The 26,174-nt window shown below is 65.3% G+C and carries 23 protein-coding genes and 1 pseudogene; 10 read left to right on the top strand and 14 right to left on the bottom strand.

Going from position 1 to position 26,174, the window contains the following annotated elements; genetic code table 11:
- The first annotated feature begins 38 nt into the window (after positions 1-38).
- Together AWC06_RS19125 and AWC06_RS19120 are read left to right on the top strand one after the other, a co-directional pair.
- Positions 39-482: an MmpS family transport accessory protein gene (locus tag AWC06_RS19125; RefSeq protein ID WP_085199573.1), complete on the top strand. Its 444-nt coding sequence runs from the start codon at positions 39-41 to the stop codon at positions 480-482.
- Entirely contained in the window at positions 479-3,358 is a 2,880-nt protein-coding gene (locus AWC06_RS19120; RefSeq protein WP_085199572.1) for an MMPL/RND family transporter, read from the top strand. The genes AWC06_RS19125 and AWC06_RS19120 overlap by 4 nt, the downstream gene beginning before the upstream one ends.
- 5 nt (positions 3,359-3,363) lie before the next feature.
- On the opposite strand, the gene AWC06_RS19115 is transcribed toward AWC06_RS19120, so the two are convergent.
- The 10 genes from AWC06_RS19115 to AWC06_RS19070 form a co-directional block, all read right to left on the bottom strand.
- Positions 3,364-4,197: a DegV family protein gene (locus AWC06_RS19115; protein WP_085199571.1), complete on the bottom strand. Its 834-nt coding sequence runs from the start codon at positions 4,195-4,197 to the stop codon at positions 3,364-3,366.
- 4 nt (positions 4,198-4,201) lie between these two features.
- Complete coding sequence (gene octT, locus AWC06_RS19110; RefSeq protein ID WP_085199570.1) at positions 4,202-4,939, bottom strand: diglucosylglycerate octanoyltransferase; 738 nt, start codon at positions 4,937-4,939, stop codon at positions 4,202-4,204.
- Complete coding sequence (gpgP, locus tag AWC06_RS19105; protein WP_085199569.1) at positions 4,929-5,591, bottom strand: glucosyl-3-phosphoglycerate phosphatase; 663 nt, start codon at positions 5,589-5,591, stop codon at positions 4,929-4,931. The genes octT and gpgP overlap by 11 nt, the downstream gene beginning before the upstream one ends.
- Positions 5,588-5,956 carry a ribosome silencing factor gene (gene rsfS, locus AWC06_RS19100; protein WP_085199568.1) on the bottom strand — a complete coding sequence of 123 codons (369 nt, stop codon included), beginning with the start codon at positions 5,954-5,956 and terminating at the stop codon, positions 5,588-5,590. Before rsfS ends, gpgP begins: the two co-directional genes overlap by 4 nt.
- Positions 5,953-6,558 (bottom strand): nicotinate-nucleotide adenylyltransferase, encoded by a 606-nt coding sequence (gene nadD / locus AWC06_RS19095; protein ID WP_264033094.1) that lies wholly within the window; start codon positions 6,556-6,558, stop codon positions 5,953-5,955. The genes rsfS and nadD overlap by 4 nt, the downstream gene beginning before the upstream one ends.
- A 140-nt stretch (positions 6,559-6,698) precedes the next feature.
- Entirely contained in the window at positions 6,699-8,141 is a 1,443-nt protein-coding gene (locus AWC06_RS19090; protein ID WP_085199566.1) for a vWA domain-containing protein, read from the bottom strand.
- Positions 8,141-9,016 carry an AAA family ATPase gene (locus tag AWC06_RS19085; RefSeq protein WP_085200052.1) on the bottom strand — a complete coding sequence of 292 codons (876 nt, stop codon included), beginning with the start codon at positions 9,014-9,016 and terminating at the stop codon, positions 8,141-8,143. Before AWC06_RS19085 ends, AWC06_RS19090 begins: the two co-directional genes overlap by 1 nt.
- Positions 9,017-9,035: 19 nt before the next feature.
- On the bottom strand, positions 9,036-10,283 hold the full coding sequence (locus tag AWC06_RS19080) for a glutamate-5-semialdehyde dehydrogenase (RefSeq protein ID WP_085199565.1): 1,248 nt from the start codon (positions 10,281-10,283) through the stop codon (positions 9,036-9,038).
- Between the two features lie 55 nt (positions 10,284-10,338).
- Entirely contained in the window at positions 10,339-11,619 is a 1,281-nt protein-coding gene (locus tag AWC06_RS19075) for a serine hydrolase domain-containing protein (RefSeq protein WP_085199564.1), read from the bottom strand.
- Between the two features lie 75 nt (positions 11,620-11,694).
- Entirely contained in the window at positions 11,695-12,369 is a 675-nt protein-coding gene (locus AWC06_RS19070; RefSeq protein WP_085200051.1) for a hypothetical protein, read from the bottom strand.
- A gap of 199 nt (positions 12,370-12,568) precedes the next feature.
- Between AWC06_RS19070 and AWC06_RS23440 the strand changes: the two genes are divergently transcribed.
- The 4 genes from AWC06_RS23440 to AWC06_RS19050 all read left to right on the top strand — a co-directional run bounded on the left by AWC06_RS23440 (position 12,569) and on the right by AWC06_RS19050 (position 16,272).
- Positions 12,569-12,817: a hypothetical protein gene (locus AWC06_RS23440; RefSeq protein WP_139820128.1), complete on the top strand. Its 249-nt coding sequence runs from the start codon at positions 12,569-12,571 to the stop codon at positions 12,815-12,817.
- 4 nt (positions 12,818-12,821) lie between these two features.
- On the top strand, positions 12,822-13,376 hold the full coding sequence (locus AWC06_RS19060; protein WP_085200049.1) for a hypothetical protein: 555 nt from the start codon (positions 12,822-12,824) through the stop codon (positions 13,374-13,376).
- 77 nt (positions 13,377-13,453) lie between these two features.
- Positions 13,454-15,232: an ABC transporter ATP-binding protein gene (locus tag AWC06_RS19055; RefSeq protein ID WP_085199563.1), complete on the top strand. Its 1,779-nt coding sequence runs from the start codon at positions 13,454-13,456 to the stop codon at positions 15,230-15,232.
- A 32-nt stretch (positions 15,233-15,264) separates the two neighbouring features.
- Complete coding sequence (locus AWC06_RS19050; RefSeq protein WP_085199562.1) at positions 15,265-16,272, top strand: phospholipase D-like domain-containing protein; 1,008 nt, start codon at positions 15,265-15,267, stop codon at positions 16,270-16,272.
- A 7-nt stretch (positions 16,273-16,279) separates the two neighbouring features.
- On the opposite strand, the gene AWC06_RS19045 is transcribed toward AWC06_RS19050, so the two are convergent.
- The 3 genes from AWC06_RS19045 to AWC06_RS19035 are packed head-to-tail and all read right to left on the bottom strand — an operon-like array spanning position 16,280 to position 20,593.
- A complete protein-coding gene (locus AWC06_RS19045; protein ID WP_169715378.1) occupies positions 16,280-17,128 on the bottom strand; it encodes a class I SAM-dependent methyltransferase in 849 nt (282 codons plus the stop codon).
- The gene (locus tag AWC06_RS19040; protein WP_085199560.1) at positions 17,109-18,521 is read right to left on the bottom strand and encodes a mechanosensitive ion channel domain-containing protein; all 1,413 of its coding nucleotides are present in this window, start codon (positions 18,519-18,521) and stop codon (positions 17,109-17,111) included. The genes AWC06_RS19045 and AWC06_RS19040 overlap by 20 nt, the downstream gene beginning before the upstream one ends.
- Positions 18,518-20,593 (bottom strand): adenylate/guanylate cyclase domain-containing protein, encoded by a 2,076-nt coding sequence (locus tag AWC06_RS19035; RefSeq protein WP_227370931.1) that lies wholly within the window; start codon positions 20,591-20,593, stop codon positions 18,518-18,520. Before AWC06_RS19035 ends, AWC06_RS19040 begins: the two co-directional genes overlap by 4 nt.
- A 217-nt stretch (positions 20,594-20,810) precedes the next feature.
- On the opposite strand from AWC06_RS19035, the gene AWC06_RS19030 reads away from it, so the two are divergent.
- Both AWC06_RS19030 and AWC06_RS19025 read left to right on the top strand, forming a co-directional pair.
- Complete coding sequence (locus tag AWC06_RS19030; RefSeq protein ID WP_085199558.1) at positions 20,811-21,668, top strand: ribokinase; 858 nt, start codon at positions 20,811-20,813, stop codon at positions 21,666-21,668.
- A 38-nt stretch (positions 21,669-21,706) separates the two neighbouring features.
- Complete coding sequence (locus AWC06_RS19025) at positions 21,707-22,615, top strand: enoyl-CoA hydratase/isomerase family protein (protein WP_085199557.1); 909 nt, start codon at positions 21,707-21,709, stop codon at positions 22,613-22,615.
- A 78-nt stretch (positions 22,616-22,693) separates the two neighbouring features.
- Here AWC06_RS19025 and AWC06_RS19020 read toward each other — a convergent pair whose 3' ends face one another.
- A complete protein-coding gene (locus AWC06_RS19020; RefSeq protein WP_085199556.1) occupies positions 22,694-24,736 on the bottom strand; it encodes an NAD(+) synthase in 2,043 nt (680 codons plus the stop codon).
- 58 nt (positions 24,737-24,794) lie between these two features.
- On the opposite strand from AWC06_RS19020, the gene AWC06_RS19015 reads away from it, so the two are divergent.
- Both AWC06_RS19015 and AWC06_RS19010 read left to right on the top strand, forming a co-directional pair.
- Positions 24,795-25,334, top strand: a complete 540-nt coding sequence (locus tag AWC06_RS19015; RefSeq protein ID WP_085199555.1) for a cysteine hydrolase family protein — start codon at positions 24,795-24,797, stop codon at positions 25,332-25,334.
- A 15-nt stretch (positions 25,335-25,349) separates the two neighbouring features.
- Positions 25,350-26,174 (top strand): annotated as a pseudogene (locus AWC06_RS19010) (NAD-dependent protein deacetylase); the annotation flags it as partial.

Genomic DNA, 26,174 nt, shown 5'->3' with positions numbered 1-26,174 from the left:
TTAGCCGTGCGAAGGTTTCGGCCGCAGGAGGAGATCGGGTGAGAACGATTCCGGTTACCAGGCTGGCCAGACGCGCGTGGATACCTTTGGTCTTGTTGGTGGTGCTCACTGTCTCGGCGTTCGGGGTGATGCGGCTTCACCGCATCTTCGGCTCTGAGGACCTCAACGCCAACGCGGGCGCCGGGATCGAGATCGTGCAGTTCAACCCGAAGGTGGTGACCTACGAGGTGTTCGGCCCGGCCGGCACCACGGCAAGCATCAACTACTGGGACGCCGAAGCCAACACGCATCAAGTCAACGCGGCACCGCTGCCGTGGTCGTACACGATCAGCACCACGCTGCCCTCGGTCAGCGCCAACATCATGGCGCAGGGCGACGGTAACCAGATCGGCTGCCGCATTACCGTCGACGGGGTGGTCCGCGAGGAGAAACACGTCGACGGCGTGAACGCCCAGACCTACTGCCTGGTGAAGTCGGCATGAGTAACGTCGGCCCCGAGCGCACCCACCGCCCCTACATCCCGCACGCCATCCGGATCTTCGCGGTTCCGATCATCCTGGTCTGGGTCTTCATCACCGTGTTGGTGAACGTCGTCGTGCCGCGGTTGGAAGTGGTCAGCGAGCAACATTCGGCGCCGATGGCCCCGGTGGACGCGCCGTCGATGCAGGCGATGATGCGCCTCGGGCACAACTTCAGGGAGTTCAACTCCAACAGCACGATCATGATCGTGCTGGAGGGCCAGCAGAAACTCGGTGACGCCGCGCACCGCTATTACAACGACATCATTCGTCAGCTGCGCCAAGACCCCAAGCATATTCAGCACATCCAGGACTTCTGGAGCGATCGGTTGACGGCGGCCGGTGTGCAAAGCGCGGACGCCAAGGGCGCCTACGTCATGCTGAACATTGCCGGTAACCAAGGGCAGACGCTGGCCAACGAATCCGTCGAAGCCGTCCGCGACGTGCTGGACCGTACTCCCGCACCGCCCGGGGTGAAGGCCTATGTGACCGGTCCCGCGGCACTGTCCGACGACATGCACGTGATCGGGAATGCCAGCCTGGCGAAGATCACACTGTTCACCCTCGGCGCGATCGCGATCATGCTGTTTTTGGTCTACCGCTCGATCGTCACCACGCTGGTGCAGCTCTTCATGACCGGGATCGCGCTGTCCTCCTCGCGGGGGATCATCGCGGTGCTCGGTTATCACAACGTCTTCGGGCTCACCACCTTCGCCGCGAACATCCTCACCATGCTGGCGATCGCCGCCGGAACCGATTACGGCATCTTCCTGATCGGCCGTTACCAAGAGGCGCTGACCGCCGGCGAGGACCGAATAGCGGCCTACTACACGACGTTTCGGTCAGTGGCGCCGGTTGTGCTGGGTTCTGGTCTGACCATCGCCGGGGCGACGTTCTGCCTTTTCTTTGCCAGGTTGCCGTGGTTCCACACCATGGGTATTCCGGTCGCCATCGGGATGCTCGTGGTCGTTGCGGCCGGGCTCACCCTGGGACCGGCCGTGCTCACCGTCGCCAGTCGGTTCGGCCTCTTGGAGGCCAGGCGCGGTGCCACTCACCGGTTGTGGCGAAGGGTGGGCACGGCCGTCGTGCGCTGGCCGGCACCGATTCTGGCCGCCAGTGCCGTGGTCGTGCTGATCGGGATGATCGCCCTGCCGGGATTCAAACCCGGCTACAACGACCGCTACTACCTGCCCGACCACGCGCCGGTCAACATCGGATACGCCGCCGCGGACCGGCATTTCACGCAGGCCAGGATGAACCCCGACCTGTTGATGGTCGAGGCCGACCACGACATGCGCAATCCGGCCGACATGCTGGTGCTGGACCGGGTAGCCAAGAATGTCGTCCGCGTGGTGGGCATCGCCATGATCCAGGACATCACCCGGCCCTTGGGAATTCCGATCCAGCACAGTTCGATTCCGTTCCAGAACAGCATGCAAGCCCAGACGACCATGCAGAACATGGACTTTCTGAAGGAACGGATGGCCGACATCCTCAAGATCGCAGAGAATCTAGGCACCACGATCAACGTCTTGCAGCAGCAATACGACGTTCAGCGTCAGCTTGTCGATGCCACCCACCGCACCGACATCGACACGCACGAGCTGACCAAGATCACCGACGAATTACGGGACCACTTCGCCGATTTCGAAGACATGTGGCGCCCGATTCGCAGCTACTTCTACTGGGAAAAGCACTGCTTCGATATTCCGATTTGTTTCTCGCTGAGGTCGATATGGGACTCATTGGACGGTGTCGACCAGCTCGACGAGAGGTTTCACCAGCTCGCGAAGGACTTTGACTCCGTCGACGCACTCCAGCCCCAACTGCTCGAGCTGCTACCGCCACAGATCGAGACACTGAAGACCACACGAGCGCTCACGCTCACACTGCACAGCACCTTCCAGGCGATGATCAACCAGATGGAGGCGATGAGCGACACCGCTATCGTCATGGGGCAAAGCTTTGACAACTCCAAAAACGACGACTTCTTCTACCTGCCACCGGAGGCGTTCGACAACCCCGACTTCAAGACGGGCCTGAGAATGTTCTTGTCGCCGGACGGCAAGTCGGCCCGATTTTTCATCACCCATCAGGGCGATCCCGCTACGCCGGAAGGAATCTCGCGGGTCGACACCGAGCGAACGGCCGCGCAGGAGGGCCTGAAGCAGTCCTCGCTGTCCGAGGCCAAGGTTTATCTCGGCGGGACCGCCGCGACCTACAAGGACATGCACGACGGTGAGAAATACGACTTGATGATCGCGGTGCTCTCGGCGCTCACCCTGATCTTCATGATCATGCTGCTGCTGACCCGCAGCCTGGTCGCCGCCCTGGTGATCGTGGGCACCGCGGCCAGCTCGATCGCAGCCGCCTTCGGCCTTTCGGTGCTCATCTGGCAAGACCTCTTGGGTCACCACATCCACTGGGTGGTGGCGGCGCTGTCGGTCATCATCCTGTTGGCGGTGGGTTCCGACTACAACCTGCTGCTGGTCTCCCGATTCAAGGAGGAGATTCACGCCGGATTGAAGACTGGCTACATCCGGGCGATGGCCGGCAGTGGTGGGGTGGTGACGGCCGCGGGTCTGGTCTTCGCCTTCACCATGGCGGCTATGCTCGGCAGCGATTTGCGGGTGCTCGGTCAGTTCGGCTCGACGGTCTGTGTCGGTCTTTTGATGGACACGCTGGTGGTGCGCACGCTGTTCATGCCGTCGATCGCTGTCTTGCTGGGGCGTTGGTTCTGGTGGCCCAAGGTCGTTCACCCACGCGGGGACAACGCTGTGCGGCGGCGCGAGCCGGTAAGCGAGGACACCGCGCCCCTGGCCGTCCCGGCTCAGCGATAACGCCGCTAGCCGGGCAGCTCCACGCAGACCGCCAGCGCGCCGGCGCCGACGTGTAACGCCAGCACCGGGCCCAGGTCGGTGACGATCGCCGGTTCGCACGCGGGCAACCGCTCGGCAAGCGCGGCGGCCACGTCGGCCGCGCCGTCGGGGTTGGCGACGTGCTGTACCGCGATCGCGGCCTGCTGTTCTCCGACGACCTCACAGACTTTGTCGATCATCGCCGCGACGGCCTTGCTCGCAGTGCGTACCCGTTGCGCCAGAACGAGTTTGCCGTCCTCGATGCGCAGTAGCGGCTTGAGCGACAGCTTGGTGCCCAGCCAGGCGCCGGCGCCGCCGATCCGCCCGCTGCGCCGCAGGTTGTCCAGCCGGTGGACCACGATGAAGCCGTGGTTACGGCTCACCGCGTCAGTTGCGGCGTTGGCGACGGCGTCCAGGTCGGCGCGGCTGGCGGCTGCCCGGGCAGCGGCCAGCGCAACGAAACCGGTATTCATCGCTGTCGACCTGGAGTCGACGACGCGCACGGCCGGACCGATGTCGGCCGCGGTCGCCTCGGCGGCACCGATGGTGCCCGACAGCGCCGCCGAAAGGTGCACGGCCACTACCCCGTCGCCGCCGCTGTCGGCCAGCGCGCGGCGATACGCCTCGCCCAGTTCGGCCGGTGTCGCCGCCGCGGTGGTGGCCTGGCCGTAGTCGTGGATGTCGTCGGGAACGTCGTCCACGCCGTCGCGCAGATCGGTGTCGTCGATCAGCACATGCAGCGGGACTTGGCGTATCGCCCACTTCTGGCGCAGCTCGTCGGGAAGACGCGCCGACGAATCGGTGATCACCACGACCGGCATGGCTTCAGCCGCGCGGCTTCTCGTTCGGCACGCCGGCCTCGGCCAGCGCCTTGAGCATCAACTCTGCTACCGCCTGATGGGCCTCGAAGTTCCAGTGGATGCCGTCGGGGTTGCCTCGACCGCTCATGATGTGTTCGGCGACAGCAGCTTTCAGGTCGACCAGTGGAATGTCGTGCTGCTGCGCCCATTCCGTGATCGCCGAGACGGTGCCCGCCCGGCCGTGATGCGCTTTGCCGTAGGTCTCAGCGATGTGGACCGAGGGCAACGACGCCACGATCGGGATGCCGGGCCGATTGAAATCAATGGCGCCACGCGTCAGTTCGAGGTATTCGGCGCTGAGCTGCGGCGGCAGCGCGGACCTGGCGATCGGAGACAGCCGCGGCTGCAGCCAGCCGTAGCCGTCGCGCACCCAGCGCCGCAGCCACGGCGGCCGCACGTAGCGGATGAGCTCGCGCAGCGCGGTCGGCAAGACCGACGGCAGCGAGTCCATGCCGCCGGTGGCGAAGATCACCGCGCCCGCCCGGGGCAGCGCCGCCCAGGCCCGCGGGTCCTGCGTTGCTGCCCACCAGACGTCCCGGCATGTCCAGCCGATGCGGCCGATCAGCTCGACGTCCCATCCGAGTTGCGCGCCAACGAGGTTGGGCCAGATGCGCGGGTCATCGGAGGGCAGGCCACCGGTCGGCCCGTAGTAGGCCAGCGAGTCGGCGAAGATCAGCAGCACTCGCCCGGGTTCAGAGAACATCGCCCTCGACCTGTGCCGAGGCGTTCCACACGTCGAGACGCCACCGGATGCTTTCGAAATCGGCGTCGTTGGACCCGTGGCCGGACAGCTGCGTCCAGCTGGCATTGCCCATGCCGCCGAGCGCCGGCCAGTTGTCCACCGGCAGCTGCAGCAGCGCGGCGGTCAGGGCGGCGATCAGCCCGCCGTGGGCAACAAGCACCACCGGACGCTGGTCGGTTCCCCATTCCGGTTCGGTGGCAACCAATTCGGCGATCAAGGGCATGCTGCGGGCCGCCACGTCGACCCGACTCTCCCCGTTGTGCGGTGCCCAGGCGGCGTCCTCGCGCCAGGCCAGCCGAGCCCCGGGTGCGGCGGCGTCGATCTGTGCGTGGGTCATGCCCTGCCAGTCGCCGAGATGCGTTTCACGCAACCGGTTGTCGACCCGCACTTGCAAGCCGGTGCGCTCCCCCAGCACGACAGCGGTGTCGTAGGCGCGCCGCAGATCGGATGTGACGATCAGCAGTGGCTGCCGTTTGGCGAGCACCTCGGCAGCCGCCAGCGCCTGGGCCCGGCCCAGATCGCTCAGGTGGGTGTCCAGCTGACCCTGCATGCGGCTGTCGGCATTGAATTCGGTCTGCCCGTGTCGCAGCATCACCAGCCGCCGCGTCGTCACGACGTGCCCTCCAGATCGAGGGCGACCACCGGGCAATCACGCCAGAGTCGATCCAATGCGTAGAAATTGCGTTCGTCTTGATGCTGAATGTGCACGACGATGTCGACGTAATCCAGCAACGTCCAACGGCCTTCACGGGCGCCCTCGCGCCGCGCCGGCTTGTAGCCGGCCCGGCGCATCTTCTCCTCGACCTCGTCGACAATCGCGTTGACCTGGCGCTCGTTGGACGCCGAAGCGATGACGAAGCAGTCGGTGATGACCAGCTGGCCGGAAACGTCGATGACGACGACGTCGTCAGCGAGTTTGGACGCGGCCGCGCCCGCGGCGACGGTGGCCATCTCGATGGCCTCCGGGCTGGCCGTCATGCCTCGTCCCGGGGTTTGCGGTAGAGCTCGCGCTTGGAAATGTATTGCACGACGCCATCGGGCATCAGATACCACAGCGGGCGGCCTTCGGCGGCGCGCCGACGGCAGTCCGTCGACGAGATCGCCAGCGCGGGGATCTCGACCAGGGTCAGTGCGTCGTGAGGCAACTTCTCGAGAACGTCGCCGAGGTGTTCGTCGCCCAGCTCGTAGCCGGGGCGGCTGACGCCGACGAACCGGGCCATCGCGAACATCTCTTCCCAGTCCTGCCAGGACAGGATGGAGGCGAGCGCGTCGGCGCCGGTGATGAAGTACAGCTCGGAGTCGGGGTTCTCAGCGTGCAGGTCGCGCAGGGTGTCCTTGGTGTAGGTGGGGCCGCCGCGGTCGACGTCGACCCGGCTGACCGAGAAACGGGGATTCGCGGCGGTGGCGATCACCGTCATCAGGTAGCGGTCTTCCGCCGCGCTGACCTGGCGGTCCTTTTGCCACGGCTGCCCGCTGGGCACGAAGACCACCTCGTCGAGGTCGAACAGGTCGGCCACTTCGCTGGCCGCGACCAGGTGGCCATTGTGGATGGGGTCGAACGTCCCACCCATCACGCCCAGTCGCCGCTTTCGCACGATTTGCCAGCTTACTGGAGCGGGCCCGTCGGCCCGATTGCCCGCCAAGCGCCGAGTGTGAATATCGCGACGGTCTGCCCGGCGTGTCGCGTTGCCAGATTCACACTCGCGGTAGCTCGCCAGGGTCAGACCGGTAGCAGGCGGTCGATCACCGCGGCGAGCTGCTTGGCCGACCGGCATTCGTGCATGGTGATCACCTCCTGGTAGCGCGGCACCGCCGAGTCGCCGCTGCCCCACAGGTGCCGCGGCTCGGGGTTGAGCCAATGCGCATGCCGGCTGGCCGTCACCATGTGCGCCAGCACATCGGTGGCCGGGTCGCGGTAGTTGGTGCGGCCGTCGCCGAGCACCAGCAACGAACTGCGCGGTGACAGCACGTTGGGATGCGCCTGGATGAACGAGACGAACGCATTGCCGTAGTCGGAATGCCCGTCGCGGGTGTAGACGCCGGCCTCCCGGGTAATCTGCTGGATGGCCATCGCCAGGTCGGCGTCGGGCCCGAACAGATGGGTCACCTCGTCGGTGGTGTCGATGAAGGCGAAGACGCGTACACGCGAGAACTGTTGGCGCAGCGCGTGCACCAGCAGCAGAGTGAAGTGGCTGAACCCCGCGACCGACCCGGACACGTCGCACAGCACCACCAGCTCTGGGCGCGCCGGGCGCGGCTTGCGCAAAACCAGGTCGATCGGCACGCCGCCGGTGGACATCGACTTGCGCAGCGTCTTGCGCAGGTCGATCGCGCCCGCGCGGGCGCGGCGCCGACGAGCGGCCAGCCGGGTGGCCAGTGTGCGAGCCAGCGGCTGCACCACCCTGCGCATCGCGCGCAGCTGTTCACCGGAGGCACGCAGGAATTCGACGTTCTCCGACAGCTGCGGGATGCCGTACATCTGGACGTGCTCGCGGCCGAGCTGTTCGGCGGTGCGCCGCTTTGTCTCGGCGTCGACCATCTTGCGCAATTGAGTGATCCTCTGCGCGGCAAGCGCTTTGGCGATCTGTTCCTGGGTGGGCGTCGGCTCGTCGCCGTAGGGCGCGAGCAGCCCCGCCAGCAGCTTGCCCTCCAGCTCGTCCAGCGCCATCGCCTTGAGCGCCTGATACGACGAGTACGACGGGCCGCGGCTGGAGTTGTATTTGCCGTAGGCTTCGACGATTTGGGCGATCATCGCCACCAGCCGCTCATCCATGTCGGCGAGATCGTGGTTGGCGCTCAGCAGATCCACCAGCATCTGCCGCATCGCCTCGATGTCTTCGGGCGGCAACTGCAATTCGGGCTCGGCGTCGGCCTCCTCGCTCACCACCGCACGCGCGCCCAGGGCGGCAGGCCACCACAGGTCGAACATCGCGTCGTAGGTCTCGCGGTGCTCGGGTCGGCGCAATACCGCACACGCCAGACCTTCGCGCAGCACCTCCCGGTCGGCGAGACCCAGCGTGGCCATCACCCGCCCAGCGTCCACCGTTTCCGACGGGCCAACCGAAATGCCTTGCCCGCGAAGTGCTTTCACAAACCCCACCAGGTGACCCGGCAGACCGTGCGGGGCCAGCGTCTGGCTGGGGCGAACGCGGCGGACGGCCATCAGTTGAGCCTGAGCTCCCCCGCGGCCTTGGTGGCGTCGGACTGGTGCTTGAGCACAACGCCCAGCGTGGCGGCGATCGTCGCGTCGTCGATGGTGTCCAGGCCCAGTGCCAGCAGCGTGCGACCCCAGTCGATGGTCTCGGCCACCGACGGCAGCTTCTTCAGCTGCATACCGCGCAGCACCCCGATGATGCGCACCAATTCGTCGGCAAGGTGCCCGGGCAGCTCGGGCACCCGGGACAAGAGAATCCGGCGCTCCAGCTCGGGGCTCGGGAAATCGATATGCAAAAACAGGCAGCGACGCTTGAGCGCCTCGGACAGTTCGCGGGTGGCATTGGAGGTCAATACCACGAACGGCGCCCGCTCGGCGGTGATGGTGCCCAATTCGGGGACGGTCACCGCGAAGTCGGACAACACCTCCAGCAGCAGGCCCTCGATTTCGATGTCGGCCTTGTCGGTCTCGTCCACCAGCAACACCGTGGGCTCGGTGCGCCGGATCGCGGTCAAAAGCGGTCGCGACAGCAGGAATTCCTCGCTGAACACGTCGGACTTGGTCTGATCCCAGTCACCGGACCCGGCCTGGATGCGCAGGATCTGCTTGGCGTGGTTCCACTCGTAGAGCGCGCGGGCCTCGTCGACCCCCTCATAGCACTGCAGGCGGACCAACCCTGACCCGGTGGCCTCCGCAACAGCGCGGGCCAGTTCGGTCTTGCCGACCCCGGCCGGGCCCTCGACCAACAGCGGCTTGCCGAGCCGGTCGGCGAGGAACACCGCCGTCGCCGTGGCGGTGTCGGGAAGGTAGCCGGTTTCGGCCAGCCGCCGGCCGACATCCTCGATGTCGGCGAATAACGGGATGGGCCGCGCGGGCACGCTCACCATGGGACTCTCCTAATCGTCAGGCGGGACGGGTGTGACCGTCTCCCCAGACGATCCACTTGGTTGAGGTCAGCTCCGGCAGTCCCATCGGGCCGCGGGCGTGCAGCTTCTGGGTGGAGATGCCGATCTCCGCGCCGAAACCGAACTGCTCACCGTCGGTGAACGCCGTCGACGCGTTGACCATCACCGCGGCCGAATCGACTCCGTCGGTAAACCGTTGCGCCGCAGCCATATTGGTGGTCACGATGGCTTCGGTGTGCCCGGTGCCGTATTCGTTGATATGGGCGATCGCCTCGTCGACGCCGTCGACCACGGCCACCGCGATGTCCATCGAAAGGTATTCGCGGCGCAGCTCGGCCTCGTCAGCGTCGAGATGCACCGTCACCCCGGCGTCTTGCAAAGCGCCGACCAGCCGTGGCATGGCAGCTCCGGCGATCGCGGCGTCCACCAGCAGGGTCTCTGCGGCGTTGCACACGCTGGGCCGACGGGTCTTGGAGTTGAGCAGGATCTGTTCGGCCACGTCGAGGTCGGCGGCCTCGTGCACGTAGACGTGACAGTTGCCGACACCGGTCTCGATGGTGGGCACTTGCGCATCGCGCACCACCGCGTCGATCAGGCCCGCTCCCCCGCGCGGAATCACGACGTCGACCAGCCCGCGGGCCTGAATCAGGTGCGTGACCGTGGACCTGTCGGCGGCCGAAAGCAGCTGGACGGCGTCGGCGGGCAGGTCCTCGCTGACCAGCGCGGCCCGTAACACCTCGACCAGCGCCTCGTTGGACTTCGCCGCCGACGAGCTGCCGCGCAGCAGGGCGGCGTTGCCGGATTTGAGCGCAAGGCCGAAAGCATCGACGGTGACGTTGGGCCGGCCTTCGTAGACCATTCCGACCACGCCCAGCGGAACCCGCTGCTGCCGCAGTGCCAGCCCGTTGGGTAGGGTGTAGCCGCGCAGCACCTCTCCGACCGGGTCGGGTAGTCCTGCTACCTGCCGCAGGCCGGCGGCGATTCCGTCGACGCGCTTGGGGTCCAGCGCCAACCTGTCGAGCATCGCGCTTGGCGTGTCGGCATCCCTTGCCGCGTTGATGTCTTCGGCGTTGGCCGCCAGGATCCGGTCGGCGTGAGAGACGATCGCGTCCGCGGCGACGTAGAGCGCGTGGTCCTTGGCCACCGTCGGCAGCGAAGCAAGCACGCGGGCGGCGACCCGGGCCCGGCTCGCGCCGTCGTGCACCTGTTGGCGCAAGTCCGGCGCCGACGGGGCATGCACAGTCATCAATCCAGGGTATCGGCCTCGCCGCGGCCCCAGACGAAGGCCCGGTCAGGAGGCCCTAGATCGCGTTCGAGATCTGTTCGAGCATCGCAAACCCGTAGGTGTCGGCAATGATGTTCGGCTGGCCTTTGGCCCAGTAGCCGTTGAGCAGAATGGCGATGCCCAGCGGCTCTTGGGTGGGGCTGGCCATCGTCATGCCGACCCAACACGAGCAGCCACCCAAAGCGGTCTGGCCGTCTTTCCAGATGATCGGGGGCGAGCCCGGTCGAAGCTGCCAGGCCAGCCCCATGTTCGCCGGCCCGGGCCGGGATTCGCCGCACTGGTTGAGCGACAACGGGGTGGTCTGGGTCGTCGAGGCCAGCGCCGTCATCAGCGGTGACGACTGGTCGGCGGCGCCCAGGTGCGCCAGCATCCAGGTGTGCATGTCGGTCGCCGACGACTTGATGTCCGACGCGCCCGCCGATGACACCTGCGGACCGCCGTTGGGATACGCCTGCGCCAGCGGCGCTCCGTTCGGCACGATCGTCACGGTGTCGGGCATGTTCAGCGGTCCCGTGATCGTGCTCTGCAGCAGAGCCGAATAGGCCTGCCCCGGCGGGGGATTTCCCCCGACCGCACAACCGTACGCCGAGACCGTGGCGAACCCCAGCGTGATGAAAGCCATGTCCGAGTAGCGCCAGCAGCTGCCCGGCGCTGGACCGTTGTGGGTTCGCCAGAAATTCAGCAGATCGGGCGGCGGGGCCGACGGGTTGGTCTCGAAGAGCCCGACGCCGTCTTGCGGACCGGTGGAGGCGACGGGCAGACCGGAGGTGTGCTGGGCGAGCATTCGCGGGGTGATCTGCTGCAGCGTCTGGCTGAGATTGCCGCTGCCGCCGAGGTATCCGGAAAGGTATTGCTGCAGGCCGGCGTCCCAGTTGAAGCAGCTGGGGTTGGTGACCACCCCGTTGGCGAACATGGCGGTGGTGAAGGTCTTGGTTATCGACCCGATGGCGAAAAGCGTTCTGGGCGTGGGCGGGGTCTGCGGGGCCACCGTGCCGTACATGTAATAGGGATTGAATTGGTGGTTGGGATATGCGAACGCCACCGCGACCCCGTAGTCGACCCCGGGCATCTTGGCTTGCAGCCTTTGCAGCAGGGTGTTGGCCTGATTGCCGATGATCCGGTCCAGATCCGCCTGGGTCAGCCTGATCGGCTGGGTGCGGGCGTCCGGCACCGGCGTTGCGGTCTCGGTTTGCTCCGGTGGCGCGGACGGGCCGCAGGCCGCCGCCGCGCCGCCCAGTCCCAACAGGCCAACGCCGGCGGCAAGCCGCCCGAACTCCCGCCGCGACATGCCGCTCATGTGGTCGCCTCCTGTTCGTGCAGCTTAAGTACAGAGTCGAGTTTTAGGACGTCCGTTCCAGAAATCCGGATGCACTCAGACCGGCTGGAAGTCGCCGGCGAACCATGCGGTGGTCACTGTCTGCGTTTGGGGCGGCGGAAAGTGTTCGCCTGGATTGCCGAGCTGCCCGACCTTGACTGTCCACAACGGCAACGAGCGGTCGATCGCCGACGCGGCCCCTTGGCTCGGCATGGCGAGAACGGCGAGGTTCTCCCCGGCCGCGCCGCAGCCGTACGCCCCCACATAGCCGTCGTCGCGTCCGCCCCAGGCCCCGCCGTTGCGCAAGCGGCAGCGGGTGCCGTTATCGAGAAGCAGCGCAAACGGTTGCGGTGCGGCGAGGGGCTGAACGTGCGGCAGCGGGTCGGCGTAGCTCACCCGATGCAGCTCCATGTTCCAGGGATCATCCAGGCACAACAGGGATCCCGGGGTCGACGGCCAGCACACGTCGGCATCGGCTGCGCTGGGTGAGCAGTAGTAGATGTCGTCGGCGACCGCCGAAGGGGACGGAGTCGTGCAGTCGGCCACGTCGGTGATGTTGCTTTGGGCAGGCGCTTCCCGGTAGCCGTTGATCGCCTCCCCGTTCGGACCCACCGGCACCGCCGTGATCACCTGGGTCGCCGGTGGCTCGGCCCCGGCGGATCCCGCCACGGACAGCGCAACGAAAACCATTGACACGACGACGCCCGATGCAAGGACCTTGAGCGCGTGCATGGAAACCTCCGCGTCGGCTGATTTCGCTGCGCAGTGCAGTAAGGGTAAAGCCACGAATGGCGGCATAGCGCCGCCCCAAAAGTTTCCTCCGACATATTGGCGAAATCTTCCGATAACTTGGCAGCATTCGGCGAACTCGGCTAATTCTGGCCGAGCAATCGAACGCGCGGGCGTACCGTAACCCCAATTCCATCGCGTGATGACTGAGGAGAATCTGGTGCGCAGAATCGCAAACGTCGTTGCCGGTGCTGCGTTCGTCGCAGGAACGGTGCTGAACGCCCAAACTGCGCATGCCGCGCAAACGACGCACGACACCACCGTGTATCCGCGGCCCTCGACGCCAGCCGTGCAACCACTCGATTGCCACGGCACGACGGGCACCCACGGCTGCGGTGCGGGCTGGGTCTGGCGCGACGGGTGGCTCGGGTGGAGATGCTATGCGTGCTGAGCGCATGGCAACGAATGTTCGGTCGATCGGCATCGCTGCCCTCGCCGCGGCAACGGTGTGGGCGATCGGCGCGACCGTTGATGCGTGCAGCAGCAAAGCACCGCAGTCGACCAACTACAGCAACCTGCTGGCTAACCCCAACGACGTCTGGGACACCACCGCCTACTCCGCCGCTCCCCCGACCTCGAACCCGAATGGGCAGACCGGAGTCCAGGACGTCTACACCCACCGGGATCAGACTCGGCAGATCACCGACACCATTCTGGTCCTCTCCGACCCGGCGGCGGCGACGGCGTCGCTCAAACAAACCCAGGCGGGACTGGGCAACAAGGTCGTCAACTCGAAGGCGCAGCCAGCGCCGGTGGGCATCGGAGGGACAATCGTCTCAGGATCGTCACCGGACGGATCAAAAGCCGTCAGCGTGCTGCTGTTCACGGAAGGCAAGGCGGCCGCGACAGTCGAATTCGCCGGTTCGCCAAAGGATCCGGCGACGCCCGACCTGGTCACTGAGTTCGGCCAGCACCAGGACGCTGCAATCAAGAAAGGCCTACCGGCCTGAATCGGCGGTGCGGGTCTTGCCAAAGCTGACCGCAATCTGGGTCGCGGTCCCGTCCGCCTCATGGAAGAAGAGTTGCTATGACACGCCTGATCGGTGAACTGCTCCGGCCTTACCGCTGGGTTATCGCCATCATCCTGGCTGCCATGCTGGTGCAGACGGCGATGAACCTGGCCGGCCCTTGGCCGCTCAAAATCATCCTCGACAACGTCGTCGTCACGAAACATCCGCTGCCGCAATGGATGGCGGGCCTGCTACCCGCGCTGGGCGGCTCAGGCAAGGTGCACATCGCGGAGCTGGCAGCGATCTTTTTCGTGATAATCGCTGTGCTGAGCGCCATTTCATCGTATGTCGGTAATTACTACACCGAGGTTGTGGGCCAGTGGGTCGCTTACGACCTGCGCACGCGGACATACCATCACCTGCAGCGGCTTTCACTCAGCTATTTTGACAATCACCAGGTGGGCGCGATCGTCAGCACCATCAACGACGACGTCGACACCATCCAGGACTTCGCCTCCGGCTCGGTAACCGACATCATCATCGACATCCTCCAAATTGTCGGCATATTGGGCGTGATGTTCGCGATCAGGTGGGATTTCGCGCTGATCGCCGTTGCGGTGACGCCGTTCCTGCTCTTTTTCGTCTCGCGGGTAAGGAAAGCGGTGAAGAAGGCGACGCACGAGGTGCGACTGCGTCAGGCCGACATCGTAAGCACGGTGCAGCAGGGTCTGGAATCGGTCCGAGTGGTGCAGGCATTCGAGCGAGAGGACCTGCAGGAGGAGGAACTGAGCCGGGTCGGCATACAGACCGTCGAGGCAGGGCTGAAGGCCCGGAAGATAAAGGCGTTGCTCTCGCCGATCGTCAACATTGTGGTCGCGGCGTGCACCGGCCTGGTGCTCTGGCGTGGCACGTCTCTGGTCATGGCGGGTGCCATGGAGGTGGGCACCCTCACGGTGTTTCTGTCGTATCTGGCCATGTTCTTCAAACCCGTGCAGGACCTCGCCACCATGACCAACACCATCGCCCAGACATCGGTGGGGGTGGAGCGGGTCCGGGCGATCCTTGACGCTGATGCCATCATCCCGGAGCGTCCAGACGCGATAGAGCCGCAGACCTTGCGCGGCGAAATCGACTTCGAGCATGTGTCATTCGGTTACAACGCCGCCGAGCCGGTGCTGCGCGACGTCAGTTTCACCGTGCAGCCGGGGCAACTGGTCGGAGTCGTCGGCCCCACCGGAAGTGGCAAGTCCACCGTCGTAAGCCTCATCCCCCGGTTCTATGACCCCAACGCCGGCAGCATCAAGATCGACGGGGTGGATATCCGCGACTACAAGCTGCACGAACTCCGCCAGCACATCGGCTTCGTGCTGCAGGACACGGTGCTCTTCCGCGGAACGGTGCGCGAAAACATCGCGTACGGCCACCCCCGCGCCACCGAGGACGAGATTGTGCAGGCCGCGAAGCTCGCCAACGCACACGAGTTCATCAGCCGCATGGCTCATGGCTACGACAGTCAGGTGGGCGAGCGCGGTCTCACGCTCTCCGGCGGCCAACGCCAACGTATCGGCATTGCCCGCGCCATCATTCGTGACAACCCGATCCTGATTCTCGACGAGCCGACCGCCGCGCTCGACACCGAATCCGAACAGCTCGTGGTGGAGGCGCTGGAACGGCTGATGAAGGGCCGGACGGTTATCACCATCGCACATCGCCTGAGCACGATCCGCGACGCCGACAACATCATCGTGCTGAAGGACGGCGTGGTCGCGGAAAACGGCACCCACGAGCAGTTGCTGGCGCTCGACGGAGTCTACGCTGGACTGCATCGCATCCAGTACGAAGAAACCTCGGCGTAGGTCGTACTCTCACGCATTGGGGTGGAGGTCAAATGTCCCGTTCGATAATCGTTCTCCCCGACGACTCCGCACGCCCGGTACTCGATGCCATTAGCGAGGCCAAGAAGTCGCTGCGCATCAAGATGTTCGTCTTCTCCGATCCGGAGCTGCTCAAAGCCGTTATCGCAGCGCAGAAGCGCGGAGTGAAGGTTCAGGTGATGCTGAACCCCGCCCGGCGCAGCGGTGAAGAGGACAACGAGGAGGCGCGGGCCAGGCTGATCGAAGGCGGGGTCGAGGTCAAAGACAGCAACCCGGCTTTCGACCTCACCCACGAGAAGTCCATGGTGGTCGACGACGCGCACGCCTTCGTCAAGTCGCTGAATTGGGCAACGGAGAACTTCACCGAGACGCGGGACTACGCGGTGGTGACCTCACGCGACTTCGAGGTGAAGGAGATCACCGACTGCTTCGAGGCCGACTGGAACCGGCAGAGCTTTGATCCGGGTATCCACTCGCATCTGATCTGGTGTCCCACCAACGGACGGGACCGACTCGCTGAATTCATCGATGATGCCAGGCATTTCCTGTTCGTCCAGAACGAACGCTATCAGGATCCCATCATCATTGAGCGTCTGGTGCGGGCCGCCCGCCGAGGCGTCAAGGTTCATGTGATGGCCCGCCCGCCGCATACCCTCAAGAAGGACAAGCTGATTGAAGGCGTCGGCGGCCTACGCATCATGGATGACGTCGGAATCAAAATCCACAAGCTCAAGCATCTCAAGCTGCACGCCAAAATGATTCTGGCCGACGGCGTCCGGGGCATCGTGGGGTCGATCAATCTGGCCCCGGGTAGCTTTGACAGCCGGCGTGAGCTCGCCATCGAGGTGCGCGACGACGAGGTCACGGACCGCTTGCACAAGGTGGCAAAGCATGACTGGGAAAATTCTCGCCCGCTCGATCTGACTGACAAAGGGCTCCTCGCTGACCTCGAGGACCGCTATGCGGATAGCGCGGTGAAGCTGGCGCTGGACGAGCATCAGCTCAAGCACAAACAGCGTTGACCGATGCTCAGTTCACCAGCGGTTTGCGCCCCCATACGGATTGAGTGAGCTGGGTCCGGTAGGTGAAGGTGGGATCCTCATAAGCCCGCCGCATGGCGAGCACCTCCGCCTCGGTGAGCACACCGTGCTCGATGACGGCGTCATCGATGCGCTGCCAGGTTTTGATCCACATCTGTGAGAACGGGTCGCCGCCGTGGACGACGCGGGCGATACCTTCATTGCCCATCTGCACCAGTCCAAGCGCCTCCATGTAGCGCAAGAGAACCTTGCCGAACCGAAAATCGGCGAGCTTTGCCGCCGAAGCGAACTCGACGCGTTTGCGATAGCACGAGTCGAACAGCTCGGACAGCGGATGCTCGGGATCAACCGACCCAGCGACGTCGTTGTCGGGGTCCGCGGCAAGCAGCCAGCCGCCCGGACGCAGCGCCCTGGTCATCCGCTGAAGCGCATCAGCGGGATCGTCCAGGTGCATGAGGACGAACCGGCAGTGGACCAGGTCGTAGGACTCGGGCTCGACGTCGTCGAGGGTGATGTCGCACTGGCGCACCTCGACATTGGGCACATTGGGCTGACACAGCTCGCCGAGGTATCTCGGATCGATGTCGACCGCCACGACTTGCCCGGTCGGACCGACGCGCTCAGCCAGCCAGCGCACCATCGCGCCGGCACCGGCGCCGACTTCCAGGCACCGCCATCCCGCGCCGACGCCGATGGCGTCAAGGTAGCGGCGGGTGTGCGGATCGCACTCGGCCTCCAACAGCCGCAGCCGCGCCAGCTCGTCCTGCGAGTCAGCGTGTGCGGCGAAGTAGTGGCCTGCTACCGGCAACGGCCGGTCCTCATGCTGGGCTGTCGACACGCTCACGCTGCCCGGATCGAGATGGTCGTTGTCGGCGCTCTTCGAGAATGCGGCCGAACTCCTGGAGCAGCAGCGGTTTCCGCATCACCAGATCCTCGATGTGCTCGCGGTCGATCTCCAGCGCGGTCACTTCCTCCAAAGCGTATGCCCCGGTGACATTCGGTTGACGGGTCAATGCGGTCAATCCGAGATATGAACCTTCGTCCAGCGCGTCGAGTGCGACGACTGAACCGTCCTCACCGGTTGTGGTCAGGCGGACACTGCCGGTGATCAAAAACGTCATCCCTGTGGGTACTTCGCCGGCGTACTGCACGACTTCGTCGGCGCCGTATCGAATCATTCTCGCGTGCGGAACAAGAGATTGGTGATCGGTGTGATTCAGCCGCAATGCCGGCGCCACCACCGTTCGCATCGCCTTGTCGACGCGCGCCGGTGTGGAGAAATCGTCGTCCGCGCCGTCGAGGTGTAGCCGATCGCGGCGCGACGCGTACCAAATCCAGCGCAGGAAGGTCGCTTCCGCGCCGCCGTCGTCGGCGGGCGACCTCAGCCCGATCGTCGTGCGGTACTGGCCGTTGCCGAGCGCCACCGACGTGGGTGCGACGTCGGGCTTGGCCTGCGGCAGCGCACGAGCGAGGCGGGTCAGCGTGGCACACACTTGGTCGGGCGGGTCGACGGACGAAAACGTGGTCGTTATCGCCAGTTTGTGTGCCCGCGGCGGACGGCTGAGGTTGGTGAACGAGGTGCCGGCCAGCACCGAGTTCGGCGTGATCTGCAGTCCCTTGCCCGTTTGAATATGGACGGCTCGCCAGTTCGCCTCGACGATTCGTCCCCGGGCAGTCGGAGTCTCCAGCCAGTCACCGATCCGGAATGGCTGTTCGAACAACATGAACAAGCCGGACACGATCTGCCCGACCGAGTTCTGCAGCATCAACCCGATGACGACCGACGTCACACCCAGTGCGGTGAACAAACCTCCGATACGGACGCCCCAGACATAGGACAGAATCAGCGCCAGGCCCACGCCGATCAGGACAAAACGCCCGACGTCGACGAAGATGCCCGGTATGCGGTCGCGCCACGAGCCTTGGGGCGCACCGTGAAACACCGAGGCGTTGAAACCGGATAGCACCAGCACGAGCACCAAGAAGCCGAACGCCGTTTCGAGGACCTGCACGGACGTGTCGTCGGACTCGAGCCGAGTCGCCTTGACGAGCAGCAGCAGAAGCGCACCCAACGGCAGGACATAGTTGCGCGCCAAGTGGACCGGCCTGGCAAGATGGCTGTTCCTGCGGGCAAGCGCCTCATGCCATTCGGTGAGAACAATCAGTCCGACCGGAAATCCGATCGCGACGCCGACGGCCCAGTAAAACCACGACGAGTCAAGATCGTTCATTGGCGCTCCGACAATCGCCAGATGGGCTGCTCTGATCCGCCGACCGATATCGTGCCGGCCGGGGTGAACTGGCGCATGTCCCGCATTACTTCGTAGACCTGCGCGGTCACGTAAATCCCGGGCTGCGGTGAGCCGCTGTTCATCTGGTAAGCCACGCTCACCGCGGCGCCCCACATGTCGTAAACGACGCTGGATCGGCCCACCAGCCCGCTGACAACCTTCCCGGTGGTGATGCCCACCCGAAGGCTCAAGTCGTAGTTGCTCTGGCTGTTGAACCGGTCGATGATGCGCTGCATTTCGATGGCGAACTCGACGGTCCGGTGCACATTGTCCAGTCGCGGAGTATTCACTCCGCAGCTGGCCAGGTATCCATTGTGGAATGTGCGAACCCGTTCCACACCAAGGGATTCGGCCGCCGAATCGAACTCGCGAAGCAACGCGTCCACACCCCGCACGAATTCTTCGCCCGAGAGTTCGTTGGAGACCTCATCGAATCCGACGATGTCGGCGAAGATGACGGTGACGTCCTGATGCTCCTCCACGATGGTCTGTTCGCCCTCGCGATAGCGCTGCACGACCGGCTCCGGCATCAACGACAGCAACAGGCGGTCGTTTTCCCTGCGCTGCTCGTTGAGCAGCTCCTCTTTGATCTGCAGGCTTCGGCTCATCTCATTGAAAGCCGCGGTCAGATCTCCGATTTCGTCGTGCGAGGTGGCGGGGATGGTGACTTCGTAGTCACCGCTACTGATCTTCCGCGTGCCGGCCTCCAGCCGCCGGATCGGGCGCACGAACAGCTGGGCCGCCAGCATCGCTGCCAGACAGATGACGAAAATGATTGCGGTGGTCGCCAACACAAGGGTTCGGGTGAACGTCGCTATCGCCGACAAAGCCTCGGAGTTGTCCCGGGTTGCCAAGATCGACCAGTGCAGGTCGGAATTCGGCACGGTCAACGGGGCGTAAGCCTCCAATTCCCTGTTACCCGTGTAGTCCGTGTCGGCGACGACACCGCGCTGTCCTCGCTGGGCGGCGCGAAGACCTGCGGTGTCGACGGGCTGCACCAGCACCGTCGTGCCGAACTGGATCGCTTTGTTGACGACATCGGTTGGGGTACCGTCCGCCACCGCCTCGCGCTGGTATGCCTTGGGGTCCTCCAAAAAGAGCCGTGAATCTGAACGCATCAACCCGTCCGGGCCGGCCAGATACGTCTCGGTCGTCGTGCCCATGCCGGCGGCCACCCAGTTCCGGTTGGCGGTCATGATCGCGTTGACCTTGGCGATCGGCAGCGGCAGGGCCAGCACGCCCACGATCTTGTCCTGGGTGCCGATCGGCGACACCAACCACGCGGTCGGTGTACCGAGTTGCGCCTGATACGACTGGAAGTCGGTGATCCAAACGAAGTCGAGATCGTTTGCGGCCAGCGCCTTTTGGTATGCGCCGCGCAGATTGGACTCCCGATACGGGCCGGTCAGGATATTGGTGCCCAGGTCGGCGTCTTTGTTCGCGCAGTAGACGACGTTGCCCTGGGTATCGAGGAGCAAGGCGTCTCCGTACTGGAAACGCGTGACGATTTCGCGGAAGTAGCCGTTGAACCGGGCGTTGGCAGCCGACCAGGCACTCCCGTCGCCCGCATCGTCCACCTTTCTGGACTTCCCGGAATTCCGGTCGGATGCAAACGGCGCGGTGTAGTTGGCCTGAAGATATTTCTGCGCGTTCGAGCTGGGCAGCAGTAGATTGACATCAAGTTTGTCGCCAGTCACCCGGTCTTCCGGCTTGATGAGTTTGTTCTCGTAGTAGTTGTCGATCGACTGCTGCTGCTCGGGGCTGATTGTCGCGTTGGCCAATTCATTGAAGCCGGCAGTGAACGCCTGCACGGCATCGACTGTGGTCGGGTCGCGGCTGTAGACGATCAGCGAATTCGTCAGGTCGGCAAAGAGCGCGGCCACCGCCCTCGTCTGCGACTCGCGCAACTCGGTCAAGCGCTGTGAGACCGCAGTACGCAGCGCGCTGCGGCCCGAGCCATATTCGATGACGGCGATCACCCCGACCGACAAGATGCTCGACAGCAGCAGCATCACCAGGAGCTTGGACTGGATGCTTACTCGAGGAAGTAGCCGCGGCCGGCGTCGGCCTTTTGCGGCCGGAGCGGGCTCCTGTGCTGGGATCGGTTCAGTTTGCTGCACCGATGAGCAGACTAACGTTTGGCGCGCATTCGAAACAGCGTTTGCGGAAAAAGCGGCGCGGCGGCGCATTCCGCTGTGAAAGCAGACACGACTCCATAGCGTCGGCACAATGACGCGAGTCTGCGTGGTGGGCAGTCTGAACATGGATATGGGGTTTGATGTCGATACCCTGCCGCGCCCGGGTGAGACGGTGCTGGCGTCCTCGGCCCGGTCGACACCCGGCGGCAAAGGCGCCAATCAGGCGGTGGCGGCGGCGCGTGCTGGTGCACAAGTGCAGTTGGTCGGCGCCACGGGCGACGACCCGGCGGCGGCGCAGTTGCGGGAACACCTGACCGCGAATCGAGTGGGCACCGAGGGGCTGATCACGGTCGGCGGTCCCAGCGGCGGCGCGGTCGTCGTGGTCGACTCCGCCGGTGAGAACATCATCGTGGTCGCGCCGGGCGCCAATGCTCAGCTGACGCTGAACTCACCCCGGTTGCGCGCGCTGGTCGCCGACTGCGATGTGTTGTTGGTGCAGTTGGAGATTCCGGTCGCGACGGCGACAGCAGCCGCCCGGGAGGCCCATTCGGCGGGGGCAACCGTCATCGTCAACGCCTCGCCATCCGGTGGCGACGCGGACGAGCTGGCGGAGTTGGCCGAGCTGACCGATGTGGTTGTCGTCAACGAAGCCGAAGCCGCCCAGTGGGTTTGGCCGGTCCCGCATCGGGTGGTCACCCGCGGCGCCGGCGGCGCCACCTATATCGGCGGCGGCGAGGAGTTCACCGTTGCCCCACCGGGCGTGGAGGCGGTCGACACTGTCGGCGCCGGCGACGTATTCGCCGGTGTGCTTTCCGCAAGCTGGGCGGGTGGCCGCGACAGCGCGTTGCGGCGGGCCTGTGCCGCCGGTGCGCTGGCGACGCTGGTGCCCGGCGCCGGTGACTGCGCGCCGTATGCCGAGGCGATCGATGAAGCGGTGCTGCCGGGCTGATGGAATATCAGCACCCAACATCGCAAAGGAGAGCCGCAATGCCGGATAGTGACAGCCCACGCCCGCCCGAGGGTGATTGGCTGGGGACGCCCTACCTGACGTTTCGGCGCGACGGGCCGTTCGCGATCCTGACGCTGGATCGCCCGGAAGCGCGTAACGCCATGACGCCGGCGATGTACTTCGGTATCCGCTACGCGATATCCCGGGTCAATGCCGACGCGGATTTGGCGGGGCTGCTGATCACCGGCACAGGCGACGTGTTCGCTCCCGGCGGTGATCTCGGTGGCGGCCGCGGCGATCGCCAGCGCGGCGAAGCCGGGCGCTGGGGGCACCCCCAGCCGCGGAGCGGCGAGGGGGACGGGTCGCCGCCAGACGGCGGAGCGGACAACTGGATGCATTTCGGGTCGGCACTGTCGATGGACGTGACACCGTTCGACACCCTGCGCAAGTCGGCCAAGCCGGTGGTTTCCGCGGTCAATGGCCTGTGCCAGGGCGGCGGGCTACAGATCGCGATGTGCAGCGACGTCGCAGTGGTGAGCGAGCGCGCGACCTTCCGGGTCCCCGAGCTGTTCCGAGGAATCGCCGACACGTACTACAGCCAAATGCTGGCGCGGATCGTCGGCCCGATCCGCACCCGCGATCTGATGTTCACCGGGCGGACGCTGACGGCAGCGGAGGCCGTCGAGTGGGGCATGGTCGCCCGGATGGTGCCGCACGACGAGCTGATGGTTGCCGCCACCGACGTACTGGCACAGTGTTGCCGCACCGCACCCGGTGCCCGACGGGTGGTCAAGTCCAGCCTGGACAACTATCTCGGCCTCTATGACCGCATCGGCATGGAGGCCAGCATCGAGGGTGCCGAGGCCGTCGAGGGGTTCGTCGCATTCCGCGAACGCCGGTCGCCCAACTGGGTGCATCCCGCGCTGCGGGTCGAGGGGCGGCTTTGAGCCCCCTTAACCGCCAGCGTCGAGTTATTGGGCCATACACCAACGATCTCGCACAACAAGTCGACGTTGGCCGGCGACTCACTCCTCGGGAACTTCGCGCTCGATCTCCTCGACCCAGGTCTTGGCCGACATGTCCGAGGGGGCGCGCCAGTCTCCGCGCGGCGACAACGACCCCCCGTGTGACACCTTGGGCCCGTTGGGCATCGCCGAGCGTTTGAATTGACTGAACGAGTAGAACCGCTGCACGAAGACCTGCAGCCAGTGCCGAATCTCCTTGAGCGAGTAAGACGGCCGCTTGTCCTCGGGAAATCCGGGCGGCCAGATTCCGCGCTCGGGAGCACTCCAGGCGTGCCAGGCCAAAAACGCGACCTTCGATGGACGGAACCCGAAGCGCAACACCTGGAACAGTGAGAAATCCTGCAGTGCAAACGGTCCGACCTTTGCCTCGCTGCTCTGCAGTTCCTCTTCCTCACCACTGGGGACGAGTTCAGGAGTGATCTCGGTGTCGAGCACCGACTGCAGAACATCGCACACCTGCTCGTCGAATTGGCCCGAAGAAATCACCCACCGGATTAGGTGCTGGATCAGCGTCTTGGGCACCCCGCCGTTGACGTTGTAGTGCGACATCTGGTCGCCGACACCGTATGTCGACCAGCCCAGCGCCTGCTCGGACAGGTCGCCGGTGCCGAGCACGATTCCCCCGCGCTGGTTGGCCAGCCGGAAGAGGTAGTCGGTGCGCAGACCGGCCTGGACGTTCTCGAAGGTGACGTCATAGACCTTCTCGCCGCGGGAGAACGGATGGTCGATCTCTTTGAGCATCAGTTTCGCGGTCTCGGTGATGTCGATTTCGGAAAACGTGACACCGAGGGCGCGGCAGAGCTCGACCGCATTGCGTTTGGTGCGATCACCTGTCGCGAATCCGGGCAGGGTGAACGCCAGAATGTCGTTGCGGGGCCGTTCTTCCCGGTCCATCGCGCGTGCGGCGACGATCAGCGCGTGCGTCGAGTCCAGCCCGCCGGAAATGCCGATGACGATCTTCGGGTAGTCCAGCGCCCGCAGCCGTTGCTCCAGGCCGGCGACCTGAATGTTGTAGGCCTCGTAGCAGTCCTGCTCCAAGCGGTCGGGGTCGGCCGGCACGAAGGGGAACCGCTCGACGTCGCGCAGCAGCCCGATGTCGCCGGCTGGCGGGTCCAGTGTGAACTCGATGCGCCGGAACGCCTCGGCCAAACTCCGGTGGTGGCGACGGTTGTCGTCGAACGTCCCCATCCGAAGCCGTTCCGAGCGCAGCAGCTCGGTGTCGACGTCGGCGGTGGAACGTCGCTCCCCTTTGGGGAAGCGCTCGGACGAGGCGAGCAGCACGCCGTTCTCCCAGATCATCGTCTGGCCGTCCCACGCAAGGTCGGTCGTCGACTCGCCCTGGCCCGCAGCAGCGTAGACATAGGCGGCCAGGCACCGCGACGACGCCGAGCGGGCCAACAGGCAGCGGTCCTCGGCCCGGCCGATCGTGATCGGGCTACCGGACAGGTTCGCCAGCACCGTCGCACCCGCCAGCGCCGCTTCGGCGCTGGGCGGAACCGGCACGAACATGTCCTCACAGATCTCGACGTGCAGGACGAAATCGGGCAGATCGGATGCGGCGAACAACAGGTCGGGCCCGAACGGAGCCTGCACGTCGCCGATGCGGATAACTCCGCGCTCGTCGTCTCCCGGTGCGATTTGGCGGCGCTCGTAGAACTCCCGATAGGTGGGCAGGTACGACTTGGGCGCCACACCGAGCACGACGCCTCGGTGGATCACCACCGCGGTGTTGTAGATGCGGTGCCGGTAGCGCAGTGGTGCGCCGACCACCAGCACGGGCAGCAGGTCAGTGGAAGCCGCGACGATGTCGAGCACCGCGTCCTCGACGGCGTCGAGCAGGGTGTCCTGGAGCAGGATGTCTTCAATGGAGTAGCCGGACAGCGTGAGTTCCGGGAAGACGACCAGCCCCACGCCGTCGTCGTGGCATTCACGGGCCAGCCGCAGCACCGATGCCGCGTTGGCCACCGGGTCGCCGATCGTCGTGTGATGGGTACAGGCGGCGACCCGGGCAAAGCCCTGGCTGTAAGCGTTATAGAAGTCCATCGCCCTTCCATTGTCGCCCGGCCGGTGTCAACACCGGGCCATCGGGTATCACCCCAGCATGAGCGACACCGCTGTGCTGGTGGTCGACATGCTGAACAGCTATCAGCATTCCGACGCCGAAGTACTGATACCCAATGTTGCGGAAATCATCGATCCGCTGGCCGACCTTGTCGAACGCGCCGGAAAGTCGGACGACGTCGACGTGGTGTACGTCAACGACAACTACGGCGATTTCAGCGCGGAGTTCTCCGACATAGTCCGTTCGGCGCTGGCCGGCGCGCGGCCGGATCTGGTTCGCCCGATCGTGCCGGCCGAGGGCAGTCGCCTGGTGACCAAGGTCCGTCACAGCGTGTTCTATGCGACCCCCGTGGCCTATCTGCTCGGTCGCCTGGACACCAAACGGTTGATCCTGACCGGTCAAGTCACCGAGCAGTGCATCCTTTACAGCGCCCTCGACGCCTACGTGCGGCATTTCCCTGTGGTGATTCCGAAGGATGCTGTCGCCCACATCGACGCCGAGCTGGGTGCGGCGGCGCTCAAGATGATGGAGGCGAACATGGACGCCGAATTGACGACGGCGGCGGACTGCCTGGGCTGACGTAGTCTCGGACGGGTGAGTGCCCGTCCCGAAGCCCCCGAGCTGGTGGCGCTGTTGGCCGGTCGCCGTGTCGCGGTGCTGACGGGCGCCGGGATCTCCACCGACTCGGGCATTCCCGACTACCGCGGCCCGGATTCACCGCCGAGCAATCCCATGACCATCCGGCAGTTCACCTCCGATCCGGTGTTCCGGCAGCGGTATTGGGCCCGCAACCACATCGGCTGGCGGCACATGGACGAGACCATGCCCAATGCCGGGCACCGCGCGGTCGCCACGCTCGAGCAAGCCGGGCTGGTGACCGGCGTGATCACCCAGAACGTCGACCTGTTGCACACCAAGGCCGGCAGCACGACGGTGGTCAATCTGCACGGCAGCTACGCGCGAGTGATCTGCCTGAGTTGCGGCGACACCATGAGCCGGGCAACGCTGGCCGAGCAACTGGAGGCGCTCAACCCGGGATTCATCGAGCGCGCCGAAGCTGTCGGCGGGTTGGCGGTGGCGCCCGACGCTGACGCCGTCGTCGCCGACACCGCGTCGTTCCGCTACCTCGACTGTCCATCCTGCGGTGGCATGCTCAAACCCGATATCGTGTACTTCGGCGAGACCGTGCCGAAAGACCGTGTGGACCAAGCATTTTCACTGATTGACGAAGCCGACGCGCTGCTGGTCGCGGGGTCGTCGCTGACGGTGTTCTCCGGTTATCGGTTCGTGCGCAACGCCGCCGCGCTGGGCATCCCGATCGCGATCGTCAACCGCGGACCCACCCGCGGCGACGGCTTGGCCACCGTCAAGGTCGACGGCGGCTGCTCGGAGTTGTTGGCGCTGCTGGCCGGTGAGCTG

The organism is Mycobacterium fragae, from assembly GCF_002102185.1.
Taxonomy (GTDB): domain Bacteria; phylum Actinomycetota; class Actinomycetes; order Mycobacteriales; family Mycobacteriaceae; genus Mycobacterium; species Mycobacterium fragae.
Note: the sequence above shows the minus strand (reverse complement) of the source record. Positions and strands in the feature narration are given on the sequence as shown.

Excerpts from the sequence above, each read along its gene's own strand:
- AWC06_RS19120 (WP_085199572.1), top strand. The coding sequence starts at position 479 with ATGAGTAACGTCGGCCCCGAGCGCACCCACCGCCCCTACATCCCGCAC.
- AWC06_RS19115 (WP_085199571.1), bottom strand. The coding sequence starts at position 4,197 with ATGCCGGTCGTGGTGATCACCGATTCGTCGGCGCGTCTTCCCGACGAG.
- octT (WP_085199570.1), bottom strand. The coding sequence starts at position 4,939 with ATGTTCTCTGAACCCGGGCGAGTGCTGCTGATCTTCGCCGACTCGCTG.
- rsfS (WP_085199568.1), bottom strand. The coding sequence starts at position 5,956 with ATGACGGCCAGCCCGGAGGCCATCGAGATGGCCACCGTCGCCGCGGGC.
- AWC06_RS19090 (WP_085199566.1), bottom strand. The coding sequence starts at position 8,141 with ATGGCCGTCCGCCGCGTTCGCCCCAGCCAGACGCTGGCCCCGCACGGT.
- AWC06_RS19080 (WP_085199565.1), bottom strand. The coding sequence starts at position 10,283 with ATGACTGTGCATGCCCCGTCGGCGCCGGACTTGCGCCAACAGGTGCAC.
- AWC06_RS19075 (WP_085199564.1), bottom strand. The coding sequence starts at position 11,619 with ATGAGCGGCATGTCGCGGCGGGAGTTCGGGCGGCTTGCCGCCGGCGTT.
- AWC06_RS19070 (WP_085200051.1), bottom strand. The coding sequence starts at position 12,369 with ATGCACGCGCTCAAGGTCCTTGCATCGGGCGTCGTCGTGTCAATGGTT.
- AWC06_RS23440 (WP_139820128.1), top strand. The coding sequence starts at position 12,569 with ATGACTGAGGAGAATCTGGTGCGCAGAATCGCAAACGTCGTTGCCGGT.
- AWC06_RS19060 (WP_085200049.1), top strand. The coding sequence starts at position 12,822 with ATGGCAACGAATGTTCGGTCGATCGGCATCGCTGCCCTCGCCGCGGCA.
- AWC06_RS19055 (WP_085199563.1), top strand. The coding sequence starts at position 13,454 with ATGACACGCCTGATCGGTGAACTGCTCCGGCCTTACCGCTGGGTTATC.
- AWC06_RS19050 (WP_085199562.1), top strand. The coding sequence starts at position 15,265 with ATGTCCCGTTCGATAATCGTTCTCCCCGACGACTCCGCACGCCCGGTA.
- AWC06_RS19040 (WP_085199560.1), bottom strand. The coding sequence starts at position 18,521 with ATGAACGATCTTGACTCGTCGTGGTTTTACTGGGCCGTCGGCGTCGCG.
- AWC06_RS19035 (WP_227370931.1), bottom strand. The coding sequence starts at position 20,593 with ATGCTGCTGCTGTCGAGCATCTTGTCGGTCGGGGTGATCGCCGTCATC.
- AWC06_RS19030 (WP_085199558.1), top strand. The coding sequence starts at position 20,811 with ATGACGCGAGTCTGCGTGGTGGGCAGTCTGAACATGGATATGGGGTTT.
- AWC06_RS19025 (WP_085199557.1), top strand. The coding sequence starts at position 21,707 with ATGCCGGATAGTGACAGCCCACGCCCGCCCGAGGGTGATTGGCTGGGG.
- AWC06_RS19020 (WP_085199556.1), bottom strand. The coding sequence starts at position 24,736 with ATGGACTTCTATAACGCTTACAGCCAGGGCTTTGCCCGGGTCGCCGCC.
- AWC06_RS19015 (WP_085199555.1), top strand. The coding sequence starts at position 24,795 with ATGAGCGACACCGCTGTGCTGGTGGTCGACATGCTGAACAGCTATCAG.